Below are 2,933 nucleotides of genomic sequence, written 5' to 3'. Positions count from 1 at the left end.
GGTCGCCGCGGCCGTGGGTCGACGGCGTCCAACCCGTTGTCGCGGTAGCGGGCCAGGAGGCGGTGTATGTGGCGTCGGGATAGCCCAAAGCGTTCAGCGGCGGCGCTGATAGTGAGCTCGTTCGCGACGATCTTCAGGACCACGACCCGGTTCTTCGACATGAGGCCGACTGTGACCTATGTCGCGACTCAGCAGGGACCTATCAAGTGGGACCTATGTCATGAACTCGGACACCTCCAGGGGCACCGACCGGAATATCCGACCGGAATATCTGAACGGGTTTTCATCAGCAGTGTTGTACGCCTTTCGGCGCCGCTCGGGATCGCATTTGTCAGAACATGGAGCCGAGGTCGGAGCCGACGGAAGGATAGGTGGCCGTCACGGACTTCAGCTGTCGGGTGGTGAGTCCGAGCTTGATGGCGAGGCCAAACGTGTTGATCACTTCTGAATAGCCTGGGCCGAGTAGGTGCGCCCCGAGAATCAAGTCGGTCGCTGGATCTACGATCACCTTCGTGGCGGCGGTAGTCTCACCGATTCGGTAATTGCTGTACCAGCCGCTGGTGTCGTGGTAGCGCACAGAAATCTCTCGACCATCGCGTGCAGCTTCTTGTTCGAGCATCCCGACCCGGTTTAGTTCTGGAATCGTAAACACCGTCGAGGGCACGCCGGCGTAGTCGGGCACGGTCTCGATGCCTTTGAGCATGTTGGATGCGGCGACCTTACCTTCGAAGACGGCCACCGGCGTCAGGCGTTCGCCCGGGGTGCCCGCCGCGTCACCTGCTGCATAGACGTACGGATTGCTACGGCTCTGCAAGTGCCCGAAGACGTCAATGCCATGTGGCCCGTGCGCGATATCGGCTGCCTCCAGATCGAGGCCGTCGAAGTTGGGTACGCGGCCCGCTCCGTGCACCACAAGGTCGGCGTCGATGTTGGAGGTCGCGCGGTCCCGCTCGATTGCAACGTGAAAGCCCGTGGAGGTGTGCGTGACTGCGCTCACGGAGGTGCTGTGGTGCACTCGTATTCCAGCCTGTTCGCTGCGGCGCACAAGCAGATCTACGAGGTCCGGGTCGAATGCGCGCAGCGGCTTTGTGCCGTGGTCGATGATCACGCACTCCACGCCAGCGCGCGCTGCGATGTGCGCCAACTCGAAGGAAACAAACCCGCCGCCGACGAACACGATTCTTCTGGGCAGCGCTTCGAGGTTCAGGAATTCGGTGCTGTCGACCAGAAGCTCCTGGCCGGAGAACTCGAGCGGCCGAGGGCGGGCTCCGGTGGCGATGAGAAATCGTGCTGCGGAATGCTGTTCGCCGTTGATGTCGACGTGATGGCGGCTGACGAATCGGGCATCGCCGTGGAACGTGGACACACCGTTCCGTTTCAACGTGGACTCCATGGCTCCTGGAATATCGTCGGTGAAGCCGTGCTTATGCCGCATGAGGGCGGGCCAATCGAGTGTGAGGCCATTCTGGTTAACGCCTTTGCCGTGCATGAGGCGTGCATCGTCGATGATTTCGGCGCCTCGGCGGAGAATTTTCTTGGGGTCGCAGCCGCGAAGAGCGCAGGTGCCTCCGTAGGGAAGGGTGTCGACGATGCCGACTTTCCAGCCTTGGGACGCGCAGCGGTTGGCCGCAGTGATCCCTGCCATCCCGGCACCGATGACGAACAGGTCGTACTCCGCGTTCACAGTGCGACTCCATCGTGCTGTGCGGTGATCGCCATGCGCAGTTGTTCTAGAGTGGGGGCGCCAGCGCGACCTGCGGGTGTGCTGTACACACGGCAGGCCAGGCCGACGGGTGCCGACGAGTCGGCGAACGGGTCCACTCCGTCGACGAGAATGCTGGGCGAGCCGCGGAAGCCGAGCTTCTCCGCGTCATCGAACGTATCGACGAGCCGGTGAAGAACGGTGATGTCGGGGCGTTCGGAGGCGATCGTCGCCAAGCGCTCGGCGGCAATCGACCAATTCGGGCAACCAGTGAAGTACTGCAGCGTGATCTCCATTCTCGGAGAATAAACCTTGTAGCGCGATGCAAGGTCAAGTGGTGAAATGGAGCCCATGAAGATCGGCGACCTATCCAACGTCAGCGGTGTTCCCTCACAGACAATCCGTTTCTATGAGCGACGAGGACTTCTCTCGCCCTCTGCGCGTGAAGGAAATGGCTATCGCCGCTATGACCACGCGGCCGTATCGCGACTGAACTTCATTCGATCCGCGCAATCGGCGGGTCTCACCCTTGCTGAGATCGCCAGTGTGATCAACATCCGCGACGCGGGCGAAGCGCCCTGCGCTCATGTCTCAACTCTGCTCGAGGAAAAGCTCGATGAGGTGCAGCGGCGGCAACGTGAGCTTGCTGTCTTGGAAGCTGAATTGAATCAATTGATCGCGGCGGGTCGAGACCTCGACCCGACCGACTGCGAACCGGGGGGCGTCTGCAGCGTCATCGTCTCGGCGGGAGGCTGACCCTTTAGGAGACGCTTCCTGAATCACCCTCTCGCCTTTGAGCGGCCGCCAGCCTGATCCTGACGCCGCGGCTTCGCAGCCCCTTCAAGATCGTGTGATTGTCGAAGGTCAAGTCCCTGGAAGTGGTGTAACGGCTGATCCTTCGTTTATGCGCTGAGTGCGATGAAGGTGTCGGCGACCACCTCGCTTTCGGTGTCGGGCAGGACGCGCATGCGGGAGCGGGCCAGAACCTCCAAGCCGAGGTAGCGGCGGCCTTCTGCCCACTCGTCGGTCTGCTCGGCCAGAACGCCGCCGACGAGGCGGATGACGCTGTCGCGGTTGGGGAAGATGCCGACGGAGTCGGTGCGGCGGCGGATTGAATCCCCCCGGCGTGTTCGGAGACTCGATTCCTTGGAAGGATCAGTCTCATGGCACGACCCAACAAGTATCCGCGCGAGCTTCGTGAGCGCGCAGTCCGTATGGTCGCCGAGGTGCG

The 2,933-nt window shown here is 62.1% G+C and carries 5 protein-coding genes; 1 reads left to right on the top strand and 4 read right to left on the bottom strand.

Going from position 1 to position 2,933, the window contains the following annotated elements:
* The 3 genes from FK219_RS14265 to FK219_RS13225 all read right to left on the bottom strand — a co-directional run.
* The coding region (locus FK219_RS14265; RefSeq protein WP_152584336.1) for a helix-turn-helix domain-containing protein at nt 1–161 on the bottom strand (161 nt) is incomplete at its 3' end.
* Nucleotides 162–331: 170 nt separating this feature from the next.
* Complete coding sequence (locus FK219_RS13230) at nt 332–1,684, bottom strand: dihydrolipoyl dehydrogenase family protein (protein WP_152584335.1); 1,353 nt, start codon at nt 1,682–1,684, stop codon at nt 332–334.
* The gene (locus FK219_RS13225) at nt 1,681–1,998 is read right to left on the bottom strand and encodes a thioredoxin family protein (protein WP_130484802.1); all 318 of its coding nucleotides are present in this window, start codon (nt 1,996–1,998) and stop codon (nt 1,681–1,683) included. The genes FK219_RS13230 and FK219_RS13225 overlap by 4 nt, the downstream gene beginning before the upstream one ends.
* A gap of 55 nt (nt 1,999–2,053) precedes the next feature.
* On the opposite strand from FK219_RS13225, the gene FK219_RS13220 reads away from it, so the two are divergent.
* Complete coding sequence (locus FK219_RS13220; RefSeq protein ID WP_130283576.1) at nt 2,054–2,458, top strand: heavy metal-responsive transcriptional regulator; 405 nt, start codon at nt 2,054–2,056, stop codon at nt 2,456–2,458.
* A 146-nt stretch (nt 2,459–2,604) separates the two neighbouring features.
* Here the strand turns inward: FK219_RS13220 and FK219_RS13870 are convergent.
* The coding region (locus FK219_RS13870) for a transposase (RefSeq protein ID WP_235923976.1) at nt 2,605–2,933 on the bottom strand (329 nt) is incomplete at its 5' end.

The organism is Microcella pacifica, from assembly GCF_009371975.2.
Lineage (GTDB): Bacteria > Actinomycetota > Actinomycetes > Actinomycetales > Microbacteriaceae > Microcella > Microcella pacifica.
Note: the sequence above shows the minus strand (reverse complement) of the source record. Positions and strands in the feature narration are given on the sequence as shown.